Consider the following 24,911-nt stretch of genomic DNA (forward strand, 5'->3'; position numbering starts at 1 on the left):
CAGTAACGTGGGGCGAGAGGTTTTATCTGTGGGAGCAAAGCTTGCTCGCGATCAACGATGACTCGGTGTTTCCTGCACAGTCGCGGCACCTGCATCGCGGGCAAGCCTTGCTCCCACATTGACCCTCGGCTTCTGGCGTCCTGTCAAAACGCCGCCAGCGTCTTGTCCTTGATCACCGTCGTCGGTCCGTTGGCCATGACGCTGGCAATGCCCTTGTCCCGGGCGGCGTCAGAGGAATAGCTTTCGCTGCTGCCGATCACTTCGTGATTGCCAGCCTTGAGGTTGAAGTAAGGGTGGCCGTCCTTGGTGCTCTTGAGTTCATAACGTTCGGCCAGTGGGCTGTTCTTCTGCACCGAAGCGATGCCACCGTCGGCTCCGCTGCGGGTCGTATACAGCTCGCTGGTCAAAATCGTTTCGGCGTTGGCCGCTTTGAGCACAAACTTAAACTGGCCATTGCTGCTTTTGCTGACTTCGTACCATCCGGACATGTTCTTTCTCCTGGGCGGTTGAGACATCCCCGAGAGTAAAGACCCGCTGCGCTTGTTCTGCCAGTGCCTTACAAGGTGATGGCCGTGCCCAGCAGCGTCAGGAACCCCGCCAGCCAGTTCGGGTGCGCCGGCCAGGCCGGGGCGGTCGCCAGATTGCCTTGAACGTGGCCTTCGGTGACCGCGCACTCGATAAAGGTTCCTCCGGCCAGACGCACCTCCGGGGCGCAGGCGGGATAGGCGCTGCATTCGCGCCCTTCCAGGATCCCCGCCGCTGCCAGCAATTGCGCACCGTGGCATACCGCGGCAATCGGCTTGCCTGCCTGGTCAAAGTCACGCACCAGTTGCAGGACTTTCTCATTCAGGCGCAGATATTCCGGCGCACGTCCGCCCGGCACCAGCAACGCGTCGTAATCCGCAGCCTCGACACTGACGAAATCATGATTGAGCGCGAACAGATGCCCCGGTTTTTCGCTGTAGGTCTGGTCGCCCTCGAAGTCGTGGATCGCCGTGCGCACGGTCTGCCCGGCGGTTTTGTCCGGGCACACGGCATGAACGGTGTGACCGACCATCTGCAAGGCCTGAAATGGCACCATCACTTCATAGTCTTCGACGTAATCGCCAACCAGCATCAGGATTTTCTTTGCGGCCATGGGAAGGACTCCTTGAGGAATGCGTAGGTAGTGAACGCATTAAAGGTAGTCCGGTACGTCGCTAGATGAGGGATAAGCGCTGATTACCTGACGGGCTGCACAGGTACGATCACTTTGGGAGGCCTGTCACGGTGGGAGCAAAGCTTGCTCGCGATGAAAGCACCGTGATTCAACAGGCAAACCGGGTCATCGTTCATCGCGAGCAAGCTTTGCTCCCACAGGCTCGCCCCCACAGGGTGAGGTGCCAGTCGCTCTAGGCGAGATAACCGTCAGCGCGCAGCAGGGTTTCGAGGCAGTGCTCGGTGATGTGGTAGAACGCCTTGAGTTCCTGGATCTTCGCCAGCAGCTCGGCCGGGTCCACCGGTTCGGCGCGCTTGACCGCCAGGATCATCTTGTTCTTGTTGGTATGGTCCAGGGAAATGAACTCAAACACCTTGGTTTCGTAGCCACATGCCTCCAGAAACAGCGCCCGCAGGCTGTCAGTGACCATTTCGGCCTGCTGGCCCAGGTGCAGGCCATATTGCAGCATCGGCTTGAGCAACGCCGGACTCTGGATTTGCAAGCGGATCTGCTTGTGGCAGCACGGCGAGCACATGATGATCGAAGCACCCGAGCGAATACCCATGTGGATCGCGTAATCGGTGGCGATATCACAGGCATGCAAGGCAATCATCACATCCACCGCAGCCGGCGCCACGCTGCGCACATCGCCGTGTTGGAAGCTCAGCCCCGGGTGTTCCAGCCGCGCGGCAGCTTCGTTGCACAGCTTGACCATGTCCTCTCGCAGTTCGACGCCGGTCACGATCCCTTCAGCCTGCAAGGTGTTGCGCAGGTAGTCATGGATGGCGAACGTCAGGTAGCCCTTGCCCGAGCCGAAATCCGACACCCGCACCGGTTGATCCAGGGCCAGCGGCGACGATGTCAGCGCATGGCTGAAGACTTCGATGAACTTGTTGATCTGCTTCCACTTGCGCGACATCGCCGGGATCAGTTCGTGCTTGTGGTTGGTCACGCCCAGATCCGCCAGGAACGGGCGGTTCAGGTCCAGAAAGCGGTTTTTCTCCCGATTGTGCTCGGCCGATGGCACTTCTCGCAGCTGCTGGGGTTTGCTCTTGAACAGCGAACTCTTGCCCTTCTTGCTGTATTCCAGCTGCGCTTCGTCGGTAACAGCCAGCAGATGCGCGTTCTTGAACGACACCGGCAACAGCGCGGCGATGGTCGTCACGCCTTCGGCCAGCGGGAAATTCTTGGTGATGTCGCGGGTTTTGTAGCGGTAAACGAAGGACAGGCAGGGCTGATCCTTGACCGACAACTGCTTGATGATCAGCCGCTGCAGGTCCGCTTCCTCACCGACGTACTTGGCCAGCACCAGTTTGATGAAGGCGTTCTGCTCAAGGCTGCTTTGCAGCAGCTCGATGAACTGGGCATGGTGATCCGGCGCAGGACGGGCGGGGGTAGCGGTAACTGACATGGGAAAAGCGGCCTCGGGGCGGGCGGATCGGGAATGGCGGTTATTTTAGGGGCGATGGGCAGCGAGGGCACGGAAAAGTTCGTGTGGCGAGCAGTAGCCTCTGTGGGAGCAAGCTTTGCTCCCACAGGCTTGTGCTGGCAGCCATTTTTCAGCCCAGCACCACCAACCGATTCGGCAGCTCATTGCGCGCGTGAGTCACCGGCACATGCTCCTTGAGCAATTGGCCGCAGGCCTCGATGCAGGTGACAAAGCCCTGCAACGTCTGGCCTTGGCGGACCTGCTGGGTGAAGGCGGCGACAATGGCTTCCCAGTGCTTGTTATCGAGACATTTGGAAATGCCTTCGTCCACCAGGATTTCCACGTACCGCTCGGCTTCGCAAACGAAAATCAACATGCCTGTGCCGCCGACGGTGTGGTGCAGGTTCTGCTCGAGAAATTGCCGACGCGCCAGATTGGAGGCCCGCCAGTGGCGCACGGTACGGGGGATCAGGTGAGTGGTGATTGCCGGAATGCGAAACGCCAGGCACAGCACGATAAACAGGCCCCATTGCACCAGCAGCAGACTGTGCATGTTCAGCCAGCCCGTGAGGTAATGCACCATGCCGGGCACCACCAAGGCCAGCAGGCTGGCCCACAGCAGCGGGATGTAGGCATAGTCGTCGGCGCGAGCGGCGAGCACGGTGACCAGCTCGGCGTCGGTATCGCGCTCCACCCGGGCGATGGCCTCGGCGACCTTGCGTTGTTCGTGTTCCGTCAGTAATGCCATGGTTAAAAGTGCCTGCTCATTATTATTGTCACCAGCCGCCCGACGAACCGCCGCCCCCGAAACTGCCCCCACCACCGCTGAAGCCACCGCCACCGCCGCCGCCAAAACCACCGCCGCCACCGCCATAGCCGCCCCCGGAACCACCGCGTCCGGCCGGCAGGATACCGAGCATCTGGCACACGAACACCGTTACGATGAACAGCAGCACCAACAACACGAACAACCCCGGATGGCGCCCGACGAAATCGCCCGCCTCCTGGCCATCGGCACCGTACGCCGCAGCCGGCTCATCCAGCGCATTGCCCCCCAGCACCGTCAACATCGCCGCTACGCCGTCGCTGATGCCTTTGCTGAAGTTGCCGGCCTTGAACGCCGGGGTGATCACCTGGTTGATGATCACCGAACTCTGGGCGTCGGTCAGGCGATCTTCCAGGCCGTAACCCACTTCGATCCGCAGTTTACGGTCATCCCGCGCCACGATCAGCAGCGCGCCGTTGTTTTTATCTTTCTGCCCGATGCCCCAGTAACGACCCAGTTGATAACCGAAGTCTTCGATGCTGGTGCCTTGCAGGTCCGCCAGCGTGACCACGACCACCTGTTCACCGGTGGCCTGCTCATGGGCCTTGAGCTGTGCATCCAGTTGCGTGCGCACCGAAGGCTCAAGCATCTGGGCAGTGTCCACCACCCGCCCGGTCAGTGCCGGAAAACTCAGCTCAGCCTGGGCTGTAATGGCAAAGACCCAGAGCAACAGCACCAGGCCAAATTTCAACACTCGCATCGTAACTCCTGTGTGGGAGCGAGCGGGTGTGGGAGCTGAGCTTGCTCGCGATGAAGGCACCTCGGTCTTTCTAATGACCGCGTTATCGTTCATCGCGAGCAAGCTTTGCTCCCACAGGCTCGCTCCCACAGTTTTTTCAGAACTTCACTTCAGGGGCTTTTTCGGCGTTGGGGCTGGTGGCTTCGAAGGTTTCGCGGATCGGCAGATCGCTGTACAACACGCTGTGCCACAGGCGACCGGGGAAGGTGCGGATTTCGGTGTTGTATTGCTGCACCGCGAGGATGAAGTCGCGACGAGCCACGGCGATGCGGTTCTCGGTGCCTTCAAGTTGTGATTGCAAGGCCAGGAAATTCTGGTTGGCCTTGAGGTCGGGATAACGCTCGACCACCACCATCAGCCGACTCAACGCGCCACTCAACTGATCCTGGGCCTGCTGGAACTGCTTGAGTTTTTCCGGGTTATCCAGGGTGCTGGCATCGACCTGGATGGACGTGGCCTTGGCCCGCGCCTCGACCACCGCCGTCAGGGTTTCCTGTTCGTGCTGCGCATAGCCCTTGACGGTTTCCACCAGGTTGGGGATCAGGTCGGCTCGGCGCTGGTACTGGTTCTGCACCTGGCCCCAGGCAGCCTTGGCCTGTTCGTCCAGGGTTGGGATGTTGTTGATGCCGCAACCGGCCAGCAGCGTGGTGAACAGCATCAGCGCCAGCATTTGCAGGTGGCGAAGGTGATTGAGTCGTAGATTCATCGGTTGAAGCTCCCCTCTACATTCCATTGAAAAAACACAGTCACCTATCTCTCCGGTGTCTGGGGCATAATCTGCCGCCGCCACGGGATTGAATCAGGGTCGGTGGGCTAAAAGATGCCCGGCACGAAACTAAGTTCATCCGCGTGCGTTCGAAAACTGTGCTGCTCTTATTCAGACAATACTCGAACAACAATAGCCGCTCCTCACATTTTGCTGACGGCGTGTACTGATGACCGCCCTTAGGCTTGCGAGAAACCATTCATGAAGAAGCTGTGTTTGCTGGGCCTTTTTGTCACACTGGCCAGTCAATCCGTAGTAGCTGACAACCTGCCAACCCCGATGGAAAACAAGGATGCCTTCATCAGCCACCTGATGAAGCAGATGACCCTCGAGGAAAAGATCGGCCAGTTGCGCCTGATCAGCATCGGCCCCGAGATGCCTCGGGAGATGATTCGCAAGGAAATCGCCGCCGGCAACATCGGCGGGACGTTCAACTCCATCACCCGTGCGGAAAACCGCCCGATGCAGGATGCGGCCATGCGCAGCCGGCTGAAGATCCCGATGTTCTTCGCCTATGACGTGATCCACGGCCACCGTACCATTTTCCCGATCCCCCTGGCCCTGGCCTCGAGCTGGGACATGGACGCCATCTACCGCTCCGGCCGCGTCGCTGCCAAGGAAGCGGCGGCCGACAGCCTGGACATCACCTTCGCGCCGATGGTGGATATTTCCCGCGACCCACGCTGGGGCCGGACCTCCGAAGGCTTTGGCGAGGACACCTACCTGGTGTCGCGCATCGCTGGGGTGATGGTCAAAGCCTTCCAGGGCAGTGGCGCCAACGCGGCCGACAGCATCATGGCCAGCGTCAAGCACTTCGCCCTGTACGGTGCGGTGGAAGGTGGCCGGGACTACAACATCGTGGACATGAGCCCGGTGAAAATGTACCAGGACTACCTGCCCCCCTACCGTGCCGCCATCGATGCGGGTGCCGGCGGGGTGATGGTCGCGCTGAACTCCATCAACGGCGTGCCCGCCACCGCCAACACCTGGCTGATGCACGACCTGTTGCGCAAGGAATGGGGGTTCAAGGGTCTTGCGGTGAGTGACCACGGCGCCATCTTCGAACTGATCAAACATGGCGTGGCCCGCGACGGTCGCGAAGCGGCGAAGCTGGCGATCAAGGCCGGCATCGACATGAGCATGAACGACTCGCTGTACGGCAAGGAGCTGCCTGGGCTGCTCAAGGCCGGGGAAATCGAGCAGAGCGACATCGACAATGCGGTGCGCGAAGTCCTCGCCGCCAAATATGACATGGGCCTGTTCAAGGATCCGTACCTGCGCATCGGCAAGGCCGAGGACGACCCGGCCGACACCTACGCCGAAAGCCGCCTGCACCGTGCCGACGCCCGTGACGTGGCCCGCCGGAGCCTGGTCCTGCTGGAAAACCGCAACCAGACCCTGCCCCTGAAGAAGAGCGCAAAAATCGCCCTGGTCGGCCCGCTGGCCAAGGCACCGATCGACATGATGGGCAGTTGGGCTGCTGCCGGTCGCCCGGCGCAATCAGTGACTTTGTTCGACGGCATGACCCGCGCCCTGGGCGCAGAATCAACGCTGATCTACGCCCGTGGCGCCAACATCACCGGCGACAAGAAAGTGCTCGACTACCTGAACTTCCTCAACTTCGACGCCCCGGAAGTGGTCGATGACCCGCGCCCTGCCCAGGTGCTGATCGACGAAGCCGTCAAGGCCGCCCAGCAAGCCGATGTCGTGGTAGCCGCCGTGGGCGAGTCCCGCGGCATGTCCCACGAATCCTCGAGCCGTACTGAACTGAGCATCCCCGCCAGCCAACGCGAGCTGATCAAGGCGCTGAAGGCCACCGGCAAACCACTGGTGCTGGTGCTGATGAACGGCCGCCCACTGTCGCTGGTGGAAGAAAAGCAACAGGCCGATGCGATCCTGGAAACCTGGTTCAGTGGCACCGAAGGCGGCAACGCCATCGCCGACGTGTTGTTCGGCGACTACAACCCGTCGGGCAAGCTGCCGATTTCCTTCCCGCGCTCGGTGGGACAGATTCCAACCTACTACAACCACCTGAGCGTTGGCCGGCCATTCACGCCAGGCAAGCCGGGCAACTACACCTCGCAATACTTCGACGACACCACAGGCCCGCTCTACCCGTTCGGCTACGGCCTGAGCTACACCGAATTCAGCCTGTCGGACATGGCCCTGTCGTCCACCACGCTGAACAAGACCGGCAAGCTCGATGCCAGCGTGACCCTGGAAAACACTGGCGAGCGTGACGGCGAAACCGTGGTGCAACTCTATATCCAGGACGTGACCGGCTCGATCATCCGCCCGGTGAAGGAGCTGAAGGACTTCCGCAAAGTGATGCTCAAGGCTGGCGAGAAGAAAGTCATTCACTTCACCATCACCGAAGACGATCTGAAGTTCTACAACGCCCAGCTCAAGTACGCCGCTGAACCGGGCAAGTTCAACGTACAGATCGGCCTGGATTCCCAGGATGTGAAGCAACAGAGTTTTGAGTTGCTCTGATTTACCAACACCGCAAAAACCTGTGGGAGCGAGCCTGCTCGCGATGAGGATCTAGCAGTCACCGCATCATTGACTGTCAGGCCGCCATCGCGAGCAGGCTCGCTCCCACATTGATTTTTGGTGAACCTTAGCCCCGCCGCCCCAGCAGATTCACCACCACCCGATCCACCAACCCCCATACCCGTTGCTTGACGCGTTTCCACAGCGGCCGACGCTTCCAGGCGTCGAGACTGACCTCCAGGCTCTGGGCGAAGTCTCGCTCGAAACTCGCCGCCACCGCAGTGCTGAGTGCCGTGTCGAGGGCTTCGAGGTTGGCTTCCAGATTGAAGCGCAGGTTCCAGTGATCGAAATTACAGGAGCCGATGCTGACCCAGTCGTCCACCAGCACCATCTTCAGGTGCAGGAAACACGGCTGGTATTCGAAGATTTTCACCCCAGCCTTGAGCAGACGCGGGTAATAACGGTGCCCGGCGTAGCGCACGGACGGGTGATCGGTGCGCGGCCCGGTGAGCAGCAGGCGCACATCGAGGCCGCGGGCGGCAGCCTTGCGCAAGGAGCGGCGCACGTTCCAGGTGGGCAAAAAGTACGGGGTCGCCATCCAGATCCGCTTCTGACCGCTGTTCAGGGCCCGGGACAGCGATTGCAGAATGTCGCGATTCTGGCGGGCGTCGGCATACGCCACCCGCCCCATGCCCTCGCCCATGGGCGGTACCCGGGGCAAGCGCGGCAAGCCGAAATTGGACGCCGGCTTCCAGGCACGGCGATGGCGGTTGGCGAGCCATTGACGGTCAAACAGCAACTGCCAGTCCAGCACCAAGGGGCCGACGATTTCCACCATCACCTCGTGCCACTCGCAGCGGTCATCCAGCGGGCTCCAGAACTCATCGGTGACCCCGGTGCCGCCCACCACCGCCAGGCGCTGGTCCACCAAGAGCAACTTGCGGTGGTCCCGATATAAATTCCGTACCCAGCGTCGCCAACTCAGGCGATTGTAAAAACGCAACTCCACGCCCGCCTCGATCAGGCGATGGCGCAGGTCCTGGGTAAACGCCAGGCTGCCGTAGTCATCGAACAGGCAACGCACGCGAACACCGCGCTCGGCAGCCTGGACGAGCGCCTGAACCATCGCCTCGGCGCACGTCCCCGCTTCCACCAGGTACAGCTCCAGCTCAACCTGTTCCTGGGCGCGGGCGATTTCCACCAGCATGCGTGGGAAAAACCGTGGGCCATCGATCAACAACTCGAAGCGATTGCCCTCGCGCCACGGGAATACCGGGCCGCCCATGTCAGCGCGCCGTGAAAATCAGCACCGCATTCACCGGCACTGCGAGGCTGATGGCCGACAACCCGGCCTGTTTGCGCAGCTTCTCCAATCCCGGCGCCAGGTCGAAATCCGCCGCATTGAGCACCACCGGCTCCAGGGTCACGACCTGGAAGCGTCGTTCATCCAGGCGCGTGGCCAGCAGTTCGGCCTGATACACCTGTTGCTTGCCGTGCAGGTCCACGGTCAGCGGCAAGCGCAGTTCCAATTGGGCGCCGTTGGCCAGGTCCTGGATCGGTAACAGGTCGAGCTGCGCAGTGATGGAGGCATCGGCAAATTGCTTGATCTCAAACAACTCGGCGCGCATGCGCTCGTCACGCAGGGGAATGCCACTGTTGACCGACTCCAGCTCCACTTCCAGCCGGACCATCCCCTTGGGCTGGACCTGACCGTGCAGCACCAGGAAGCGCTGGACCTCGGACACGTTGCCATTTTTGCTGCTGATAAACGACAGCCGCGACGATTCGCCGTCCAGGTACCAATTGGCCTGGGCCGGCAGCGCGGCGCAGGCCAGCAGCAAGGTCGCGACAGCATGAGAAAAAGACCGCTTGAACATACACACTCGAAGGGCAGATAAACCTGTGGCGAACCTTAACCGGGCCGAGGGCACTTGCAAACCTTCTGTTTCAATCCCCCTTCGGGAACACACAGGTCCTTTGACAAGGGGGATTCAAAATGTGTGGGAGCAAAGCTTGCTCGCGATGAACGATCACTGGGGTTTACTGCTGAAACGCGGCGCCTGCATCGCGGGCAAGCCCTGCTCCCACAAATCCGGTCACGGCTCCAACCGACACCCCTGCCTCTCGCCCATCCACCGCGCGCTATTGCTTCGCCCCAACCCGGCGACGGTGATGCGTTTTGCTTCAGGGCTCTCGAACAAATCGCTGATGGGCACCCACTGTTTCACATAACCATGGCAATAGTCCGTCGGTTGCTCCATCACGTAACGACACGAGCAATACTCCTTGGCGGTGTAGGCGCTGATGATGTCGGGGAAGGCCCGCAACGCCACCCGCTCGAGCCAGGCCCAGCCGAGCAACGCCACCACAAGCACTAACATCAGAGTGAGCAACAGTCTGCGTTTCATGGCTGTACCGTTTCGGCGAACGCCGCCATGGCTCGCTTGAGCAATTCGTTGTGACGGTAGCGGCCGTCGCGGTCATCACCGTAGCGCACGATCACCAGCCCGGCGCTGGGGATCACGTACAGCGCCTGCCCCCAATGGCCCAGCGCGGCAAACGTATCCGGCGGCGCATCGGGCCACGGGCGGATGGCCGGATCGGCAGCGCGGTTGAGCCACCAATGCCCACCGGGCACCGCTTCGTCCTGGCCGGCCCGGAAGCGGGCGAAGGGCTCGCGATTGAACGTCACCCAGGCTTGCGGGATCAGCTGCCGCTCGCCCCAGCGTCCCTCCCGTTGCATCAACAGCCCTACACGCGCCAGGTCGCGCGCCGTGAGGTAGGCGTAGGACGACCCGACAAACGTGCCGGCGGCGTCGGTTTCCCAGGTGGCGTGGCGGATGCCCAGCGGCTCGAACAGCGCCGTCCAGGGATAATCGGGATAGCGCGCCGGGCCGACGATATTTTTCAAAGCCGCCGCCAGCAGGTTGCTGTCGCCGCTCGAATAACGGAACGCCTGTCCCGGCGGGCTGAAGCTTGCATGCTGCGCGGTGAACGCCGCCATGTCGTGACGCCCCCGGGTGTAGAGCATCGCTACCACCGAGGACTTGAGCGGTGCGTATTCGTAATCCTCTTGCCAGTCCAGGCCCGAGGCCCAGTGGAACAGATCGGCCAGGGTCATGTCCGGATGCCGGTTCAGGGGTGGGTAGTACTTGGCTGCCGGATCGTCCAGGGCAAAACGCTGTTCACCGTAGGCCACGCCGAACACCGCCGCCAGCAGGCTTTTGCTGATGGACCAGGTCAGGTGCGGGGTCTGGGCGGTGGTCGGTCCGGCGTAGCGTTCATAGACCAGTCGACCGTCCTGGATCACCAGCAACGCATCGGTGCGGATGCCCTCACGGCTCGCATCGTCCCGGAGTGGGAAGGCGTATTGCTCCAGGGCTTCGATGGCCGGTCCGGTGGGGGGCGGGCCGATTGACCACTGCTCGCCAGGCCAGTTTTCGGCCTGGACGCTCAGGTTGAGTATCAGCAGCGGGATCAGGAACCAGCCTTTGGACATGCTTGGGGCTCGCAGGGTTTAACCTTCGAGCCTATTCAGACTTGATGACAATTTGGGTATTTGTGTCGACAGTCCTGACGCCATCGCGGGCAAGCCTTGCTCCCACAGGTCTACGGCAGACTGTCATTTGGCACTGACCTGTAGGAGCAAGGCTTGCCCGCGATGAGGGCCTTCAAATCAATGAAGATCCCAACGCCTTGGCCAACCGCTTGGCCCGCGCCCCCGCCGCCATGTCCATCACGGCTTTATCCCGCGTCCACATCTCGCGCCACAACGCCGGGCCGGCGGCCAGGGCGTCGCTCAGTTCTTCATCGAGCCCGTTGAACTGCGCGAACAACCCACCCAGCAGCACATGCCCGGCCGCGCTGGACGGGTTGTGACGGCTCACTTCAGCGCAACCTGCCAGCAACCCCAGCAGGCGCAATTGCAGGGCTTGGGGCCAAGCGCACTCCTGCCCCACGCCATACAACCAAGCAGCCATGGCACTGAGTACATAAAGGTCTTCCAGGGTGCGGAACGGTTTGACGTAGGCGTCCCAACCGTCGCCGGCCAACAACTCGCACAGCGCGGCATCCAGCAGCACCCGGCCATGGCTGATGTCTGGCATCAGGGCAATGGCCGGGAGTTTTTCCAGGGTTACGCCCGGCTCTCCGGGATAAACCACCGCAAGATTCAACCGCGGCGGCTCGCCGGGTGCTTCGCTGCGAGCGGCGATCAGCAGCCACTCGGCGGCATCACCGGCAGTCACGAAATCCTTGCGCCCGCTCAAACGCAGGTCGGTGACGCGAGTCTGCATGTCCGCCGGGCGCAGGCTGCGTTGTTCCGTGGCGCACAAGGCGCCCAGGCTCTGGGGCGCGCTGGGCCAAAGTACCCGTAGCGCCGCCTGATAGCCCACCAGAAACGCCAACCCCGGCGTTGCCATCAATCGCGCGCCCATTACGGCCAGTTCGAACGGCGTCACCGGCCCCAGGCGTTGCAGCAAGGACGCATAACCCTCGGCCAGGTCCGGATGGGCGGGCAGTCGTTCGCCGCGTTCGATCAGGTTTTGCCAAGGCATGGGAGGCTCCTCAATGGGCTGTCATATAAGCATCACCAAAGCTTCATGGCGATGACACCGGGGCTACATAGCCTGACTTTGCACAACATGGCTGCATAAAGAAAGTCGATCGGCTGCAACTGAACAGCCCGCACGGAGATTCGCTATGACTCAGATCGCCCGCATCAGCGACACTGGCAATGAACGCCGCCTGCAAGCCGAACGCCTGATTGGCGCCAACGCTCTGCAAGAAGCCCAGGCCCTGCGCTTCAACGTCTTCAGCGGCGAATTCAACGCCAAGCTCAAAGGCGCGGAAATGGGTCTGGACATGGACGACTATGATGTTCACTGCGCCCACATCGGCGTACGCGACCTGAACACCGGCCGCCTCGTGGCGACGACGCGCCTGCTCGATCACCACGCCGCCAGCAGCCTGGGCCGGTTCTACAGTGAAGAAGAGTTCAGCCTTCACGGGCTGGTCCAGCTCAAGGGCCCGATCCTGGAAATCGGCCGCACCTGCGTCGACCCGGCCTACCGCAACGGTGGCACCATCGCGGTACTCTGGGGCGAACTGGCCGAAGTGTTGAACGAGGGCGGCTACAGCTACCTGATGGGCTGCGCGAGCATCCCGATGCAGGATGGCGGCGTCCAGGCCCAAGCGATCATGCAACGCCTGCGCGAACGTTATCTGTGCACCGAACACCTGCGCGCGGAGCCAAAAAAACCGTTGCCGGCCCTGGACGTGCCGTCCAACGTCATCGCCGAAATGCCACCTCTGCTCAAGGCTTACATGCGCCTGGGCGCGAAGATCTGTGGTGAGCCGTGCTGGGATGAGGATTTCCAGGTGGCCGACGTGTTCATCCTGCTCAAGCGCGACGAACTGTGCCCACGCTACGCCCGCCACTTCAAGGCAGCGGTATGATGAGTCGGTTGCGGGTGTACGCGCGAATCGCGCGAGTGTTGCTGGTGGTGGCGCTGGGCCTGAGCATGGCCAGCGTGTTCGGGCTGTTTGAACGGTTGGGTGTGGCCAACTCCATGGTACGTCGCCAGCGCTGGTCGCGTTTTTTCATGGCGCGCCTGAGCCATGCCCTGCCCTTCCACGTGACGGTGCACGGCCAGATGCCGCAACAGCCCATGCTGTGGGTCAGCAACCATGTGTCCTGGACCGATATCCCGCTGCTGGGCATGCTCACGCCAATGTCCTTCCTGTCCAAGGCCGAAGTGCGCACCTGGCCCGTGGCCGGATGGCTGGCGGCCAAAGCGGGCAGCCTGTTTATCCGACGCGGCTCGGGCGACAGCCAGTTGATCCGCAAGCAGATGGGCCGACACCTGGAACAGGCCCATCCGCTGCTGATGTTTCCCGAAGGCACCACCACCGACGGCCGCTCCCTGCGCACTTTCCATGGTCGTTTATTGTCGGCGGCCATCGATGCTGACGTGGCACTGCAACCGGTGGCGATCCGTTACCTGCGCAACGGCGAGCCTGATTCGCTGGCACCGTTCATTGGCGATGATGATCTGTTGTCCCATCTGATGCGCTTGTTTGCCAATGACCGGGGCGACGTGCATATCCATCTGCTGCCACCCATTGCCTGCCACGGCCAGGAACGCGCAGCCCTGGCATTCCAGGCGCAACAGGCGGTGCATAAGGCGTTGTTTGGCGAAATTCCACAGAAGCAACAAGTGCCGATGCGGCCTGCGGCGATTGCTGCCTGATCCGGGCCCTCTGCAAAGACCTTGTGCAGAGACCTTGTGGGAGCGAGCCTGCTCGCGATAGCGGTCTGTCAGTCACCTGATTCTTGACTGTCAGGCCCTCATCGCGAGCAGGCTCGCTCCCACATTTGATCTTCAGTGACAGCCAGAGCCCGCTCCCACAATTAGTGTTGTGGTGTTGTCTGGCTCAACGCAAAGCCCTGCAACTGCGGGTAGAACAACCGAAAGTCTTCGCTCAACGGCTCATAGAGCCTGATCAATTCTTCCATGGCCCCGGCCAGTTCCTCGGGCCGGGACAGGCGCCGGGAAATGCCTCGTAGCACCTGCCCGAGCACCTCGAATTCCCGATAAGACCCCAGCCAGTCATCCGCCGCCATGTAAGGCGCGATTTGCGCCAAACGTCCAGGCAACTGTGGCTCGGCGGCGAGCACTCGGTAGACCTGGGAGGTGAAGTCCAGCAACGGCCCTTCGCCATACACCGTCCAGTCCCGGGCCAGGCAGTGATCGAAAAACACGTCGAGCACGATGCCGGCATAGCGCCGCCGTACGGTGGAAAAGCGCGACAAAGCGATATCCACCACGGGGTGGCGATCGGTGTACATGTCGATGCGCCGATGCAGGGCAATCGCCGCTTCGATCTGCGGAGCGTAGAGCCCTTGCAACGGCCCTTTGACGAAGTCGCCGTAGAGGCTGCCGAGCAGGCGTTCCCGTCCAGGGCCGCCAAGGTGCAGGTGTGCGAGATAGTTCATGGCGCGAAGCTTAGCATCACCGCCCCCCTATCGTTATAACCCGATATAGCGATTTATTCGGTGTTCAGATTAAATTCATATTTGTATATCGCCAAGTAACGATTTAAGGTTCGCTTCATCGCGATATAGCGTTTTACTCATCCCGAGCTGCCACCCATGACCCTTGACCTCGACGAAATAATAAAAGCCCTGGCGCACCCAGTACGGCGAGACATCCTCAACTGGCTCAAAGACCCCAAGGTCCAGTTCCCCGAACAGCTGCACAACCACGAATTCGGCATTTGCGCCGGACAGATCGACCAGCGTTGCGGCCTGTCGCAGTCCACCGTGTCGGCACATCTGGCGGTGTTGCAACGGGCGGGGCTGATCACCAGCCAGAAGGTCGGTCAATGGCATTTCTTCAAACGCAACGAGGATTTGATCCAGCAGTTCCTCAAGCAAATGAGCCAAGAGCTCTGATCGACAAGGACCCACCATGCCCCTCTCACTGATCATCCTGGCCCTGAGCGCCTTTGCCATCGGCACCACCGAGTTCGTCATCATGGGCCTGCTGCCTGAGGTGGCGGCCGACTTGGGTGTATCGATTCCCGGTGCCGGCTGGCTGGTGACCGGCTATGCCCTGGGCGTGGCCATCGGGGCACCGTTCATGGCCCTGGCCACCGCGCGGTTGCCACGCAAGGCAGCCCTGGTGGCGCTGATGGGGATTTTCATCATCGGCAACCTGCTCTGCGCCATCGCCAGTGACTACAACGTGCTGATGTTCGCCAGGGTCGTCACCGCCCTGTGCCACGGTGCGTTCTTCGGCATCGGTTCGGTGGTGGCCGCCGGCCTGGTGGCACCGAACAAGCGCGCCTCGGCCGTGGCCCTGATGTTCACCGGCCTGACCCTGGCCAACGTGCTCGGCGTACCGCTGGGCACCGCGCTAGGCCAGGAAGCCGGCTGGCGCTCGACCTTCTGGGCCGTGACCGTCATCGGCGTGATTGCGCTGATCGGCCTGATCCGCTTTCTGCCGGCCAAGCGCGATGAAGAAAAACTCGACATGCGTTCGGAGCTCGTCGCCCTCAAGGGCGCAGGCCTGTGGCTGTCCCTGAGCATGACCGCGCTGTTTTCCGCCTCGGTGTTCACCCTGTTCACTTACGTCGCCCCGCTGCTGGGGGAAGTCACTGGCGTGTCGCCCCGCGGCGTGACCTGGACCCTGGTGCTGATCGGCCTGGGCCTGACCCTGGGGAACATCATCGGCGGCAAGCTGGCGGACAAGAGCCTGGCGAACACGCTGATGGGGGTTTTCATCACCATGGCCGTGGTGTCCACCGTCTTGAGCTGGACCAGCGTCGCGCTGATCCCCACGGAAATCACCCTGTTCCTCTGGGCCACCGCCTGCTTCGCCGCCGTGCCGGCCCTGCAAGTCAACGTGGTGACCTTCGGCAAAGCCGCGCCAAACCTGGTTTCTACCCTGAACATCGGCGCCTTCAACATCGGCAACGCCCTGGGCGCCTGGGTCGGCGGCAGTGTCATCGACCACGGCCTGGGCCTGACCAGCGTGCCCCTGGCCGCCGGAGCGCTGGCCGTGCTGGCGCTGCTGGTCACCCTGATCACTTTCCGCCAAGGCGGTCATGCCGGCCTGGCCCCCGCAACTCACTGACTTTTCCCCTTCACTTATGAGGTTGTAGTTCATGGCGACAATTTTCGATCCGATCAAACTCGGCGACATCGAGCTGAAAAACCGCATCATCATGGCGCCGCTCACTCGCTGCCGCGCCGACGCGGGCCGTGTGCCCAACGCGCTGATGGCCGAGTACTACGTGCAGCGAGCCTCCGCCGGCCTGATCCTCAGCGAAGCCACCTCTGTCACCCCCATGGGCGTGGGCTACCCGGACACCCCCGGCATCTGGTCCAACGACCAGGTGCGCGGCTGGAGCAACGTGACCAAGGCCATTCACGGCGCCGGCGGCAAGATTTTCCTGCAACTGTGGCACGTGGGTCGGATCTCCCATCCGTCTTACCTGAACGGCGAAATGCCGGTGGCGCCAAGCGCCATCCAGCCCAAGGGCCACGTGAGCCTGGTACGTCCGCTGGCCGACTACCCCACGCCACGCGCACTGGAAACCGCTGAGATCGCCGACATCATCGACGCCTACCGCGTAGGCGCCGAGAACGCCAAGGCTGCCGGTTTCGACGGCGTGGAAATCCATGGCGCCAACGGCTATCTGCTCGACCAGTTCCTGCAAAGCAGCACCAACCAGCGCACCGACAGCTACGGCGGCTCCCTGGAAAACCGTGCCCGCCTGCTGCTGGAAGTGACCGACGCCGCCATCGAAGTCTGGGGCGCCGGCCGGGTGGGCGTACATCTGGCGCCACGCGCTGACTCCCATGACATGGGCGACGACAATCGTCTGGAAACCTTCAGCTACGTAGCCCGCGAACTGGGCAAGCGGGGCATCGCCTTCATCTGCTCCCGTGAAAAGGAAGGCGAAGACAGCATTGGCCCACAACTCAAGCAAGCCTTTGGCGGCCCGTACATTGCCAACGAACGTTTCACCAAGGACAGCGCCAACGCCTGGTTGGCCGAGGGCAAGGCGGATGCGGTGGCCTTCGGCGTCCCGTTCATTGCCAACCCGGACCTGCCGGCGCGCTTGAAAGCTGACGCCCCGCTGAACACGCCTCATCCAGAGACGTTCTACGGGAAAGGCCCGGTGGGTTACATCGATTACCCAGTGATGTAAGTTCGAAGTAAAAACAGGCTTTAATTAAAAGCCCCGACTCGAAAGAGCCGGGGCTTTTTTATGCCGAATATTTAATCTCGCTCACGTCATATTAAGACATCGAAACATCGAATAACAACAAAGCATCCTGACACTATGGATTCAAACATCCAACACCGCTAATAATAAAACCGAGCAGCAAGATCCACCCATTCAAAACAATACATCATTAAAAACAACATGCAGGCTTTAGCGAGCCTTGCGTTCACGAGAGACATATAAAAAAATGAACATCATGAAAAGTTTCATCCTGGCCCTGCTACTTGGGCCCGCACTGGTCGCCAACAGCATGGCCAACACTGGCATCACCGTGGAAGTCACAAACTATACGCCCGGCACTCTGAAAATGAATACCCTGTCGAGCGACCCTGCGCCGCCCGCAGACTTTTCCCTGAGTGGTTACAATGTCGCCCCCAAGTCAATCCGCAATATCCACTTCGCCAATAAAAGGGACTTCACCTACCCCAACTCTGGCTGGCAACCTACACTAAAGAAAGTGCAACCCATTGAGTTAGTTTTGGTCTACGGACTGGATGATTTCGAATGCCAACTGCAAACCCGGTTCGAAGCGCCTATCCACTTTGGCGCCATAGAGCCTCGCTATAAACCCAACTGGAGAAGTAATACCGCCTATACAGGCAATGGCCAGTACAGCTGCCGGACTGAAATCTCCCAGAAAATGCTCGAGCCGCCTTTCAGCTACACCGTCCGCCTTATCGTCGAATAATCAAATGGCCACCTGCCCCTGAAAAAACACGCCGCCGGGCTCAAAACCCGGCGGCGTTCTTCTCGCTCAGCTATTGACACAAACCGATGAAATTAAGCATTTTGTTTCAGTTGCGCAGGCTGGGGCTCAGGTGCAGCATGTCCAGCCCAATCTCCACCCAGCGCTCGGCCTCATCCGCCAGTGCGAAGCTGTCGGGAGCCAGTAGCCACTGGTACAAAATGCCGTCGATGTAGGCGTGAATGGCGACTGCTGCCCTTTCGGGATCCAGATCGTCCGGCAACTGGCCACGCTTCATCGCATTGCGCAACGACAACGCGATACGCACATTGCAGTCGAGACTGACCTGGCGCCGCTGCTGGCGCAAATCGCACATTTCATCGGTGAATTCGCACTTATGAAACAAAATCTCATTAATGCGTCGGGTTTTCGGATCCAGGGCCACCTGCTGGAACAACCGCACCAGCAGCTTGCGAACACACCCCAGGGGGTCAAGCTCCTCTTCACTTTCACTGGCGCGGGCCAAGTCATCGAGCGGCTCGTGCAACGTATCGAGCATGGCCTGGAGCAGGTCCGCCTTATTGCTGAAATGCCAGTAGATGGCACCGCGCGTTACACCGGCCAGGGTCGCGATGTCAGCCAGTGTCGTGCGGGCCACACCGCGCTCGAAAAAGGCTTTTTCGGCCGCTTCGAGTATCTGGCTGCGGGTTTCCAGGGCTTCCTCTTTGGTACGACGGACCATGGCAGTAAACACCTCAATCAGGATGCGTAAGCAATGCGTAAGGATCAACTGAACAAAATGTGAGGCGGCGTTTTTCGCAACGCGTCTGCGACCTGCGCAGGCCTTTTGTCAGGCTTTTGTAAAGACCGATGGTACGCAATTTGGGTGTTTACAAACAACCGTGTACGTAAGTATATTTCTTAGCATCCTACTAATTGTTTATTCCGCTCTTTTTCACCTTCCACTTTCTTGTGCGCCTCCTACGCGCCTGGACCCGAGGATTTCCATGCAATTCAAGCCAGCTGTTACCGCTCTGGTTACCGCCATCGCCCTGGCATCGCTGCTCAGCGGATGTAAAAAGGAAGAGGCGGCACCTGCCGCACCGGCTCCTCAGGTCGGCGTCGTAACCCTCAAGACCCAGCCGTTCACCCTGACATCGGAGCTTCCGGGTCGCACCAGCGCATTCCGCATCGCGGAAGTTCGTCCACAAGTCAACGGCATCATCCTCAAGCGTCTGTTCAAGGAAGGTGCCGACGTCAAGGCCGGCCAGCAGCTGTATCAGATTGACCCGGCGATGTACGAAGCGACCCTCAAAAGCGCAGAAGCGAACCTGCGCTCAACCAAGTCCATTTCCGATCGCTATAAACAATTGGTGGACGAACAGGCCGTCAGCCGCCAGGAATACGACACCGCCGTGGCCAACCGCCTGGAGTCGGAAGCCAGTCTGCAAACCGCCCGGATCAACGTGCGCTACACCAAGGTCTACGCGCCGATTTCCGGTCGCATCGGTCGTTCCTCGGTGACCGAGGGTGCGCTGGTCAGCAACGGCCAGGCCGATGCCCTGGCAACCATTCAGCAACTGGACCCGATTTACGTCGACGTGACGCAGAGTTCTGTAGAGCTGCTGCAACTGCGCCGTGAACTGGAAAGCGGCCGCCTGCAGAAGGCTGGCGACAACGCCGCCATGGTCAAACTGACCCTGGAAGACGGCAGCCAATATGCCCATGAGGGCAAGCTGGAGTTCTCCGAAGTGTCGGTCGACCAAACCACCGGTTCGGTCACCCTGCGCGCGGTGTTCCCTAACCCTGACCACACCCTGCTGCCGGGCATGTTCGTCCACGCGCAATTGCAGGCCGGTGTGAACAGCGCGGCCATCCTGGCGCCGCAGCAAGGCGTCACCCGTGACCTCAAAGGCATGCCGACCGCCCTGGTGGTGGGCCCGGACAACAAGGTCGAGCTGCGCCAGCTCAAGGCCAGCCGTACCGTCGGTAGCCAATGGCTGATCGAAGACGGGCTCAAGGCTGGCGATCGCCTGATCACCGAAGGGTTGCAGTACGTACGGCCAGGGGTGGAAGTCAAAGCCACTGAGGCCACCAACGTTGGCGAAAAGAACCCGGCCCCCGCACAGGCAGCTGACAAAGCCGCCGGCGGCAAAGGGGAGTAAACCATGTCGAAATTTTTTATCGACCGTCCGATTTTCGCCTGGGTGATCGCCCTGGTGATCATGCTGGTCGGGGCTTTATCGATCCTCAAATTGCCCATCAACCAGTACCCGAGCATCGCGCCGCCGGCAATTGCGATCCAGGTGACCTACCCAGGCGCGTCCGCGCAAACCGTGCAGGACACGGTGGTGCAGGTCATCGAGCAACAGCTCAACGGTATCGACAACCTGCGTTATGTCTCCTCGGAAAGTAACTCCGACGGCAGCATGACCATTACGGCGACCTTCGAGCAAGGCACCAACTCCGATACCGCACAGGTCCAGGTCCAGAACAAGCTGAACCTGGCCACCCCACTGCTGCCGCAAGAAGTGCAGCAGCAGGGTATTCGCGTCACCAAGTCAGTGAGAAACTTCCTGATGGTGATCGGCGTGGTGTCGCGCGATGGCAGCATGACCCGTGAGGACCTGTCCAACTACATCGTGTCCAACATGCAGGACCCGATCTCGCGCACCGCTGGTGTCGGTGACTTCCAGGTCTTCGGTGCCCAGTACGCCATGCGGATCTGGCTCGACCCGGCCAAGCTGAATAACTACAACCTGACCCCGGCGGATGTGACCACCGCCATTACCGCGCAGAACGTCCAGATCGCGTCCGGCCAGCTCGGCGGCCTGCCCGCCCGCCCCGGCCAACAACTGAACGCCACCGTGATCGGCAAGACCCGCCTGCAAACCGCCGAGCAGTTCAAGGCCATCTTGCTCAGGGTCAATCCAGACGGCTCGCAAGTGCGCGTCGGCGACGTGGCGGATGTTGCCCTGGGGGGCGAGAGCTACGCTATTAATGCCCAGTTCAACGGCGCCCCGGCCTCCGGCCTGGCGGTGAGACTGGCCACCGGCGCCAACGCCCTCGACACGGCCAAGGCCTTGCGCCAGACCGTCGACAATCTCAAACCATTCTTCCCGCAAGGCCTGGAAGTGGTGTTCCCTTACGACACGACGCCCGTGGTGAGCGAGTCGATCAAGGGTGTGGTTGAAACCCTGATCGAAGCGGTCGCCCTGGTGTTCCTGGTGATGTTCCTGTTCCTGCAGAACTTCCGCGCCACCATCATCACCACGATGACGGTGCCGGTGGTATTGCTGGGTACTTTCGGGATCCTCGCGGCGTTCGGCTTCAGCATCAACACCCTGACCATGTTCGGCATGGTGCTGGCCATCGGATTGCTGGTGGACGATGCCATCGTCGTGGTGGAGAACGTCGAGCGGGTGATGAGCGAAGAAGGCCTATCCCCCAAGGAAGCCACCAAAAAATCCATGGGTCAGATCCAGGGTGCCCTGGTAGGTATCGCCCTGGTGCTGTCGGCAGTACTGTTGCCGATGGCGTTTTTCGGCGGCTCCACCGGTGTGATCTACAAACAGTTCTCCATCACCATCGTCTCGGCCATGGCCTTGTCGGTATTGGTGGCCCTGATCTTCACCCCTGCCCTGTGCGCCACCATGCTCAAACCCATCCCCAAGGGTGAGCACGGCACGCCCAAACGCGGCTTCTTCGGCTGGTTCAACCGCACCTTCGACCGTAGCGTGAGAAGCTACGAGCGCGGCGTGGGCAACATGCTCAAGCACAAGGCCCCCTACCTGCTGGCCTACCTAATCATCGTGGTCGGCATGATCTGGCTGTTCACGCGTATTCCTACCGCGTTCCTGCCGGAAGAAGACCAGGGCGTGCTGTTTGCCCAGGTGCAGACACCGGCCGGCTCCAGCGCCGAGCGCACCCAGGTGGTGGTGGACAATATGCGCGAATTCCTGCTGCGTCCAAGCAAGGACGGTGGCGAAGGCGATGGCGTGGCCTCGGTGTTCACCGTGACCGGCTTCAACTTTGCCGGTCGCGGCCAAAGCTCCGGCCTGGCGTTCATCATGCTCAAGCCGTGGGAAGAACGTAACGCAGACAACACCGTGTTCAAGATCGCCGGCCGTGCCCAGCAACATTTCTTCACCTTCCGCGACGCAATGGTGTTTGCCTTCGCTCCGCCGGCGGTGATGGAACTGGGTAACGCCACCGGTTTCGACGTGTTCCTGCAGGACCGCGCCGGCATCGGCCACGAAAAGCTGATGGAAGCCCGAAACCAGTTCCTGGGCATGGCGTCCGAGAGCAAGGTTCTGGCTCAGGTGCGTCCGAACGGTCTGAACGACGAACCGCAATACCAGCTGGAAATCGATGACGAGAAGGCCAGCGCGCTGGGCATTACCCTCTCGGACATCAACAGCACCCTGTCGATTGCCTTTGGTAGCAGCTATGTGAACGACTTCATCGACCGTGGTCGGGTGAAGCGGGTCTACGTTCAGGGCCAGCCAAATGCTCGCATGAGCCCCGAAGACCTGCAGAAGTGGTACGTGCGTAACAGCGCCGGGACCATGGTGCCGTTCAGCGCCTTCGCCAAGGGCGAGTGGGTCTACGGCTCGCCGAAACTGGCCCGTTACAACGGCGTGGAAGCGATGGAAATCCTGGGGTCCCCTGCCCCGGGTTACTCCACCGGTGAAGCCATGGCCGAAGTCGAGGCCATCGCCCAGAAACTGCCGGCCGGCGTCGGTATTTCCTGGACGGGCCTGTCCTACGAGGAACGTCTGTCCGGCTCCCAAGCACCTGCGCTGTACGCCTTGTCGTTGCTGATGGTGTTCCTGTGCCTGGCAGCGCTGTATGAAAGCTGGTCGATTCCGATCGCGGTCATGCTTGTGGTGCCACTGGGGATCATCGGTGCGCTGATGGCGACCAGCCTGCGTGGGCTGTCCAACGACGTTTACTTCCAGGTAGGCCTGCTGACAACCATCGGCCTGGCGGCGAAAAACGCCATTCTGATCGTGGAATTTGCCAAGGAACTCCACGAACAGGGCCGAACGCTGGTGGAAGCCGCCATCGAAGCCTGTAGGATGCGTCTGCGGCCGATTATCATGACGTCCCTGGCGTTCGTACTCGGCGTGGTCCCGCTGGCGATTTCCACCGGCGCCGGTTCAGGCAGCCAGCACGCCATCGGTACGGGCGTGATCGGCGGTATGATCACCGCCACCGTCCTGGCAATTTTCTGGGTACCCTTGTTCTTCGTGACTGTGTCGTCGATAGGCCGTCGCAAAAATGCCGACCAGGACGACGCTCCTGAAACTTCTAAAGAGGCTGGCCAATGAGCAAGTCGCTCCTCTCTCTGACCATCGCTGCCGTCGTGCTCAGCGGCTGCTCGCTGATCCCCGATTATCAGCGGCCCGACGCACCGGTCGCCACGCAATACCCGCAAGGTCCGGCCTACGAGCCGGCCAAGGCGGCCGGCCAGGCCGCCGCCGAACAGGGCTGGAAACAGTTTTTCCATGACCCGGCGCTGCAGCAACTGATCCAGGTAGCCCTGGAGAACAACCGCGACCTGCGCGTCGCGGCGCTGAATATCGATGCCTACGCCGCGCAATACCGCATTCAGCGGGCGGACCTGTTCCCGGCGGTCTCGGCCACCGGTGCCGGCAGCCGTCAGCGAGTGCCGGCACGGGCTTCGCAAACCGGTGAGGCGGCCATCAGCAGCTCATACTCAGCCACCCTGGGCATCAGTGCTTATGAACTGGACCTGTTCGGCCGGGTGCGCAGCCTGAGCGAGCAAGCGCTGCAAAGCTACTTCGCTACCGAAGAAGCCCGCCGCAGCACCCAGATCAGCCTGGTGGCCAACGTCGCCAACGCCTACCTGACCTGGCAGGCCGACAAGGAACTGCTCAAGCTGACCCAGGAAACCCTGGGCACCTATGAACAGAGCCTCAAGCTGACTTCGCGCAGCGCCGAAGTCGGCGTGGCCTCGGCCCTGGACCTGAGCCAGGCACGCACGGCAGTGGAAAACGCCCGCGTACAACTGGCGCGCTATACCCGCCAGGTGGCCCAGGACGAAAACAGCCTGACCCTGCTGCTGGGCACCGGTCTGCCCTCCAACCTGAACACCCAACCGTTGAGCGATGACCTGCTCAGCGAAGTGCCGGCAGGGTTGCCGTCAGACCTGTTGCAACGGCGCCCGGACATCCTCCAGGCCGAACGCAACCTGCTGGCCGCCAACGCCAACATCGGCGCCGCACGGGCCGCGTTCTTCCCCAGCATCAGCCTGACGGCCAACGCCGGCACCCTGAGCCCGGACCTGTCCGGCCTGTTCAAGGGCGGTTCGGGCACCTGGACCTTCGCCCCGCAAATCAACCTGCCGATCTTCAACGCCGGCAGCCTGCGGGCGAGCCTGGATTACGCCAAAATCCAGAAAGACATCAACGTCGCGCAGTATGAGAAGTCGATTCAGACGGCGTTCCAGGAAGTCTCCGACGGCCTGGCGGCGCGCCAGACCTACAACGAGCAGTTGCAGGCCCAGACCGACTTCGTCGCCGCGAACCAGGACTACTACCGCCTGGCCGAGCGTCGCTATCGCATCGGTGTCGACAGCAACCTGACCTTCCTCGACGCCCAACGTCAGTTGTTCAGCGCCCAACAATCGCTGATCACCGACCGCCTCGCGCAATTGACCAGTGAGGTCAATCTGTACAAGGCGTTGGGGGGCGGCTGGAATGCCGAGACCGGCAGGAACGAACCGGTGGCGGAGAAAGCGCCGCCGCTGAAATTGTTCTGACTGGATGCCTGAACGCTGAAACACGAAGCCCACCGAAAGGTGGGCTTTTTTGTTTCTAATCGCTTCCGAGCTTAATACACAAATCTGTGGCGAGGGGATTTATCCCCGCTGGGTTGCGCAGCAACCCCCTCATATCCCTGCCAGCTCGGTTTACCAGATTTTTTCGCATCGAGCCTTTTTTGGGGCTGCT

23 protein-coding genes are annotated in these 24,911 nt (G+C 61.2%); 10 read left to right on the plus strand and 13 right to left on the minus strand.

What is annotated here, in order from left to right; translation table 11 throughout:
- Positions 1–143 precede the first annotated feature (143 nt).
- The 6 genes from AAIS01_RS13475 to AAIS01_RS13500 all read right to left on the minus strand — a co-directional run bounded on the left by AAIS01_RS13475 (position 144) and on the right by AAIS01_RS13500 (position 4,898).
- Positions 144–488 carry a YegP family protein gene (locus AAIS01_RS13475; protein WP_092454418.1) on the minus strand — a complete coding sequence of 115 codons (345 nt, stop codon included), beginning with the start codon at positions 486–488 and terminating at the stop codon, positions 144–146.
- A gap of 68 nt (positions 489–556) precedes the next feature.
- The gene (locus AAIS01_RS13480) at positions 557–1,138 is read right to left on the minus strand and encodes a DJ-1/PfpI family protein (protein WP_343469362.1); all 582 of its coding nucleotides are present in this window, start codon (positions 1,136–1,138) and stop codon (positions 557–559) included.
- 253 nt (positions 1,139–1,391) lie between these two features.
- The gene (locus tag AAIS01_RS13485; protein ID WP_343469363.1) at positions 1,392–2,609 is read right to left on the minus strand and encodes a class I SAM-dependent methyltransferase; all 1,218 of its coding nucleotides are present in this window, start codon (positions 2,607–2,609) and stop codon (positions 1,392–1,394) included.
- Positions 2,610–2,757: 148 nt separating this feature from the next.
- A complete protein-coding gene (locus tag AAIS01_RS13490; RefSeq protein ID WP_343469364.1) occupies positions 2,758–3,375 on the minus strand; it encodes a TPM domain-containing protein in 618 nt (205 codons plus the stop codon).
- 28 nt (positions 3,376–3,403) lie between these two features.
- Positions 3,404–4,153, minus strand: a complete 750-nt coding sequence (locus tag AAIS01_RS13495; protein WP_343469365.1) for a TPM domain-containing protein — start codon at positions 4,151–4,153, stop codon at positions 3,404–3,406.
- Between the two features lie 136 nt (positions 4,154–4,289).
- On the minus strand, positions 4,290–4,898 hold the full coding sequence (locus tag AAIS01_RS13500) for a LemA family protein (protein ID WP_343469367.1): 609 nt from the start codon (positions 4,896–4,898) through the stop codon (positions 4,290–4,292).
- Positions 4,899–5,159: 261 nt separating this feature from the next.
- On the opposite strand from AAIS01_RS13500, the gene bglX reads away from it, so the two are divergent.
- Positions 5,160–7,451 carry a beta-glucosidase BglX gene (gene bglX / locus AAIS01_RS13505; RefSeq protein ID WP_343469368.1) on the plus strand — a complete coding sequence of 764 codons (2,292 nt, stop codon included), beginning with the start codon at positions 5,160–5,162 and terminating at the stop codon, positions 7,449–7,451.
- A gap of 127 nt (positions 7,452–7,578) precedes the next feature.
- Here the strand turns inward: bglX and AAIS01_RS13510 are convergent, their stop codons facing one another.
- The 5 genes from AAIS01_RS13510 to AAIS01_RS13530 all read right to left on the minus strand — a co-directional run bounded on the left by AAIS01_RS13510 (position 7,579) and on the right by AAIS01_RS13530 (position 12,007).
- Positions 7,579–8,736 (minus strand): phospholipase D-like domain-containing protein, encoded by a 1,158-nt coding sequence (locus tag AAIS01_RS13510; RefSeq protein ID WP_343469369.1) that lies wholly within the window; start codon positions 8,734–8,736, stop codon positions 7,579–7,581.
- A 1-nt stretch (position 8,737) separates the two neighbouring features.
- A complete protein-coding gene (locus tag AAIS01_RS13515; RefSeq protein WP_092397192.1) occupies positions 8,738–9,328 on the minus strand; it encodes a YceI family protein in 591 nt (196 codons plus the stop codon).
- A 219-nt stretch (positions 9,329–9,547) separates the two neighbouring features.
- On the minus strand, positions 9,548–9,859 hold the full coding sequence (locus AAIS01_RS13520; protein WP_343469370.1) for an amidase: 312 nt from the start codon (positions 9,857–9,859) through the stop codon (positions 9,548–9,550).
- A complete protein-coding gene (locus tag AAIS01_RS13525; RefSeq protein ID WP_343469371.1) occupies positions 9,856–10,950 on the minus strand; it encodes a serine hydrolase domain-containing protein in 1,095 nt (364 codons plus the stop codon). The genes AAIS01_RS13520 and AAIS01_RS13525 overlap by 4 nt, the downstream gene beginning before the upstream one ends.
- Before the next feature lie 172 nt (positions 10,951–11,122).
- Complete coding sequence (locus AAIS01_RS13530) at positions 11,123–12,007, minus strand: acyl-CoA dehydrogenase middle domain-containing protein (RefSeq protein ID WP_343469372.1); 885 nt, start codon at positions 12,005–12,007, stop codon at positions 11,123–11,125.
- 145 nt (positions 12,008–12,152) lie between these two features.
- Between AAIS01_RS13530 and olsB the strand changes: the two genes are divergently transcribed.
- Together olsB and AAIS01_RS13540 are read left to right on the plus strand one after the other, a co-directional pair.
- The gene (gene olsB / locus AAIS01_RS13535) at positions 12,153–12,908 is read left to right on the plus strand and encodes an L-ornithine N(alpha)-acyltransferase (RefSeq protein WP_343469373.1); all 756 of its coding nucleotides are present in this window, start codon (positions 12,153–12,155) and stop codon (positions 12,906–12,908) included.
- Positions 12,908–13,702: a lysophospholipid acyltransferase family protein gene (locus AAIS01_RS13540; RefSeq protein WP_343469430.1), complete on the plus strand. Its 795-nt coding sequence runs from the start codon at positions 12,908–12,910 to the stop codon at positions 13,700–13,702. Before olsB ends, AAIS01_RS13540 begins: the two co-directional genes overlap by 1 nt.
- Positions 13,703–13,863: 161 nt before the next feature.
- Here the strand turns inward: AAIS01_RS13540 and AAIS01_RS13545 are convergent, their stop codons facing one another.
- Positions 13,864–14,448, minus strand: a complete 585-nt coding sequence (locus AAIS01_RS13545) for an acyl carrier protein phosphodiesterase (RefSeq protein WP_343469374.1) — start codon at positions 14,446–14,448, stop codon at positions 13,864–13,866.
- Between the two features lie 156 nt (positions 14,449–14,604).
- Here AAIS01_RS13545 and AAIS01_RS13550 point away from each other — a divergent pair, with 156 nt between their 5' ends.
- From AAIS01_RS13550 to AAIS01_RS13565, 4 genes are all read left to right on the plus strand, one after another.
- Positions 14,605–14,907, plus strand: a complete 303-nt coding sequence (locus tag AAIS01_RS13550; protein ID WP_339475792.1) for an ArsR/SmtB family transcription factor — start codon at positions 14,605–14,607, stop codon at positions 14,905–14,907.
- 16 nt (positions 14,908–14,923) lie between these two features.
- A complete protein-coding gene (locus AAIS01_RS13555) occupies positions 14,924–16,090 on the plus strand; it encodes an MFS transporter (protein WP_343469375.1) in 1,167 nt (388 codons plus the stop codon).
- Between the two features lie 31 nt (positions 16,091–16,121).
- The gene (locus tag AAIS01_RS13560) at positions 16,122–17,171 is read left to right on the plus strand and encodes an alkene reductase (RefSeq protein WP_343469376.1); all 1,050 of its coding nucleotides are present in this window, start codon (positions 16,122–16,124) and stop codon (positions 17,169–17,171) included.
- Between the two features lie 274 nt (positions 17,172–17,445).
- Positions 17,446–17,937: a hypothetical protein gene (locus AAIS01_RS13565; protein WP_343469377.1), complete on the plus strand. Its 492-nt coding sequence runs from the start codon at positions 17,446–17,448 to the stop codon at positions 17,935–17,937.
- A gap of 106 nt (positions 17,938–18,043) precedes the next feature.
- Here AAIS01_RS13565 and AAIS01_RS13570 read toward each other — a convergent pair whose 3' ends face one another.
- Complete coding sequence (locus AAIS01_RS13570; protein WP_343469378.1) at positions 18,044–18,676, minus strand: TetR family transcriptional regulator; 633 nt, start codon at positions 18,674–18,676, stop codon at positions 18,044–18,046.
- A gap of 265 nt (positions 18,677–18,941) precedes the next feature.
- Between AAIS01_RS13570 and AAIS01_RS13575 the strand changes: the two genes are divergently transcribed.
- The 3 genes from AAIS01_RS13575 to adeC are packed head-to-tail and all read left to right on the plus strand — an operon-like array spanning position 18,942 to position 24,721.
- Entirely contained in the window at positions 18,942–20,099 is a 1,158-nt protein-coding gene (locus tag AAIS01_RS13575; protein ID WP_343469379.1) for an efflux RND transporter periplasmic adaptor subunit, read from the plus strand.
- 3 nt (positions 20,100–20,102) lie between these two features.
- Entirely contained in the window at positions 20,103–23,267 is a 3,165-nt protein-coding gene (gene emhB / locus AAIS01_RS13580; RefSeq protein WP_092397170.1) for an efflux RND transporter permease subunit EmhB, read from the plus strand.
- Positions 23,264–24,721, plus strand: coding sequence for an AdeC/AdeK/OprM family multidrug efflux complex outer membrane factor (adeC, locus tag AAIS01_RS13585; RefSeq protein WP_092397168.1), 1,458 nt, complete (start codon positions 23,264–23,266; stop codon positions 24,719–24,721). Before emhB ends, adeC begins: the two co-directional genes overlap by 4 nt.
- The last annotated feature ends 190 nt before the right edge of the window (positions 24,722–24,911 follow it).

This window comes from Pseudomonas halotolerans (genome assembly GCF_039581215.1).
Taxonomy (GTDB): domain Bacteria; phylum Pseudomonadota; class Gammaproteobacteria; order Pseudomonadales; family Pseudomonadaceae; genus Aquipseudomonas; species Aquipseudomonas tehranensis.

Excerpts from the sequence above, each read along its gene's own strand:
- AAIS01_RS13475 (WP_092454418.1), bottom strand. The coding sequence starts at position 488 with ATGTCCGGATGGTACGAAGTCAGCAAAAGCAGCAATGGCCAGTTTAAG.
- AAIS01_RS13480 (WP_343469362.1), bottom strand. The coding sequence starts at position 1,138 with ATGGCCGCAAAGAAAATCCTGATGCTGGTTGGCGATTACGTCGAAGAC.
- AAIS01_RS13485 (WP_343469363.1), bottom strand. The coding sequence starts at position 2,609 with ATGTCAGTTACCGCTACCCCCGCCCGTCCTGCGCCGGATCACCATGCC.
- AAIS01_RS13490 (WP_343469364.1), bottom strand. The coding sequence starts at position 3,375 with ATGGCATTACTGACGGAACACGAACAACGCAAGGTCGCCGAGGCCATC.
- AAIS01_RS13495 (WP_343469365.1), bottom strand. The coding sequence starts at position 4,153 with ATGCGAGTGTTGAAATTTGGCCTGGTGCTGTTGCTCTGGGTCTTTGCC.
- AAIS01_RS13500 (WP_343469367.1), bottom strand. The coding sequence starts at position 4,898 with ATGAATCTACGACTCAATCACCTTCGCCACCTGCAAATGCTGGCGCTG.
- bglX (WP_343469368.1), top strand. The coding sequence starts at position 5,160 with ATGAAGAAGCTGTGTTTGCTGGGCCTTTTTGTCACACTGGCCAGTCAA.
- AAIS01_RS13510 (WP_343469369.1), bottom strand. The coding sequence starts at position 8,736 with ATGGGCGGCCCGGTATTCCCGTGGCGCGAGGGCAATCGCTTCGAGTTG.
- AAIS01_RS13515 (WP_092397192.1), bottom strand. The coding sequence starts at position 9,328 with ATGTTCAAGCGGTCTTTTTCTCATGCTGTCGCGACCTTGCTGCTGGCC.
- AAIS01_RS13520 (WP_343469370.1), bottom strand. The coding sequence starts at position 9,859 with ATGAAACGCAGACTGTTGCTCACTCTGATGTTAGTGCTTGTGGTGGCG.
- AAIS01_RS13525 (WP_343469371.1), bottom strand. The coding sequence starts at position 10,950 with ATGTCCAAAGGCTGGTTCCTGATCCCGCTGCTGATACTCAACCTGAGC.
- AAIS01_RS13530 (WP_343469372.1), bottom strand. The coding sequence starts at position 12,007 with ATGCCTTGGCAAAACCTGATCGAACGCGGCGAACGACTGCCCGCCCAT.
- olsB (WP_343469373.1), top strand. The coding sequence starts at position 12,153 with ATGACTCAGATCGCCCGCATCAGCGACACTGGCAATGAACGCCGCCTG.
- AAIS01_RS13540 (WP_343469430.1), top strand. The coding sequence starts at position 12,908 with ATGAGTCGGTTGCGGGTGTACGCGCGAATCGCGCGAGTGTTGCTGGTG.
- AAIS01_RS13545 (WP_343469374.1), bottom strand. The coding sequence starts at position 14,448 with ATGAACTATCTCGCACACCTGCACCTTGGCGGCCCTGGACGGGAACGC.
- AAIS01_RS13550 (WP_339475792.1), top strand. The coding sequence starts at position 14,605 with ATGACCCTTGACCTCGACGAAATAATAAAAGCCCTGGCGCACCCAGTA.
- AAIS01_RS13555 (WP_343469375.1), top strand. The coding sequence starts at position 14,924 with ATGCCCCTCTCACTGATCATCCTGGCCCTGAGCGCCTTTGCCATCGGC.
- AAIS01_RS13560 (WP_343469376.1), top strand. The coding sequence starts at position 16,122 with ATGGCGACAATTTTCGATCCGATCAAACTCGGCGACATCGAGCTGAAA.
- AAIS01_RS13565 (WP_343469377.1), top strand. The coding sequence starts at position 17,446 with ATGAAAAGTTTCATCCTGGCCCTGCTACTTGGGCCCGCACTGGTCGCC.
- AAIS01_RS13570 (WP_343469378.1), bottom strand. The coding sequence starts at position 18,676 with ATGGTCCGTCGTACCAAAGAGGAAGCCCTGGAAACCCGCAGCCAGATA.
- AAIS01_RS13575 (WP_343469379.1), top strand. The coding sequence starts at position 18,942 with ATGCAATTCAAGCCAGCTGTTACCGCTCTGGTTACCGCCATCGCCCTG.
- emhB (WP_092397170.1), top strand. The coding sequence starts at position 20,103 with ATGTCGAAATTTTTTATCGACCGTCCGATTTTCGCCTGGGTGATCGCC.
- adeC (WP_092397168.1), top strand. The coding sequence starts at position 23,264 with ATGAGCAAGTCGCTCCTCTCTCTGACCATCGCTGCCGTCGTGCTCAGC.